We start from the raw sequence: 1,316 nt of genomic DNA on the forward strand, positions 1-1,316 counted from the left end.
TTCACGGGTGTCCGGTTTAATCTAATTGATTTTCAACAAGTTACAATATAGTTCTTTGAAATTTTAGGAGACAATCGGCTGAAGAAGGCCATGGAGCTGGGTTTTATCGAAAAGTGACGCGCTTAAAATCTGTAAAATTTCGTAATTCGAGCGCTTGATCCCAAGTTCAATCCTTATGATGGCCACAAGGGTATAAGTTATGATGGCGATGTACACCTGGGTCTTCACAGCATTGAAGGAAGTGCCCCAGAAAGCCTTCACTTTGAGGTGCTGTTTGATCCAGCGGAAAAATAGTTCGACACTCCAACGATGCTTATACAGCAAGGCAATTTCTGTGGCCGGCAGTTCGAAGTTATTGGTAATGAAGACAAAGCTTCTGCCTAACTCCAGATCATAATACTTGATTCGCCGCAATTTGTCGGGATACGCCTTTTGTGAACGAAAACCTTTCAAGGTGACGGTCTGGTCGCACATTATCCCCTTGGATTTGTCGACACAGGCTGAATAAAGGCGGTTGAATGAAAAGTTGATCTTGGCCCGGGTAACGAAAAAAGCTCGTTCCTGGTCTATTCGATACAGCCGCTCAAAGTCCAGATAGGCTTTATCCATAATGTAATAGGCGCCGGCTTCAAGCTGCAATTCATCCAACGCCCTAACATCATGGAAGCGACCATGGGAAAGGAATACAAAGGATGGGATCGCTGTATTTACCTCATATAGGGTATGCAGCTTTACGGCTCCTTTGTTCTTTCTGAAGCTGGCCCACCAGAATACATTCAGACAAAGATCTATGGTGGTGGAATCAAGGGCATAAACTTTTTCCTTAAAGGCAGCCTTGAAGTCCTTGTCATCGGTAATGGTTTGTCTAGCCAGGTGGATCATCTCGTAGGCAAAGTCTTCATAAATACGGTAGTCCCTTCTTTCGTTGACTTCTGCCAGATTGGAGCGGGAAACACCCTTTCCCAAACCAAGGTGATAAAACTTGCTTTTGTGGGCATCTAGCGTTACAAGCAGGTCGCGAAGGCTTTCCCGTCCGCTTAGTTGCCCAAAGATCATAAAGAGCAATTGGTTGTAACAGGAAAAATGTCTGACCCATTTGTTGCCTTGGTACTTTTCAACGCAACGATCGAAGAGGCGAGCTGGTAAAAAGGTGCAAATTTGAGCAAAGACATACTTGCCTAAGTTCATGGCAGAGGTTTTAAACCTCCAAAATAGCAGCTCAGCAGGCCAAATCGTCACCGTTGCCAACACCCTTCAAACCCTTGTCCCTAAAGCATTTCAAAGAACTGACCATAAAATTTACCGGACACTCATGA

General features: G+C 44.6%; 1 protein-coding gene. It reads right to left on the reverse strand.

The genetic code is table 11. The features are described from left to right. Positions 1-63 precede the first annotated feature (63 nt). Positions 64-1,188 (reverse strand): IS4 family transposase, encoded by a 1,125-nt coding sequence (locus V9K67_RS26985; RefSeq protein ID WP_336728234.1) that lies wholly within the window; start codon positions 1,186-1,188, stop codon positions 64-66. Between the last annotated feature and the right edge of the window lie 128 nt (positions 1,189-1,316).

Origin of the sequence: Huijunlia imazamoxiresistens (assembly GCF_037132455.1) — a bacterium.
Taxonomy (GTDB): Bacteria; Bacteroidota; Bacteroidia; order Chitinophagales; family Chitinophagaceae; genus Flavisolibacter; species Flavisolibacter imazamoxiresistens.

Excerpts from the sequence above, each read along its gene's own strand:
- V9K67_RS26985 (WP_336728234.1), bottom strand. The coding sequence starts at position 1,188 with ATGAACTTAGGCAAGTATGTCTTTGCTCAAATTTGCACCTTTTTACCA.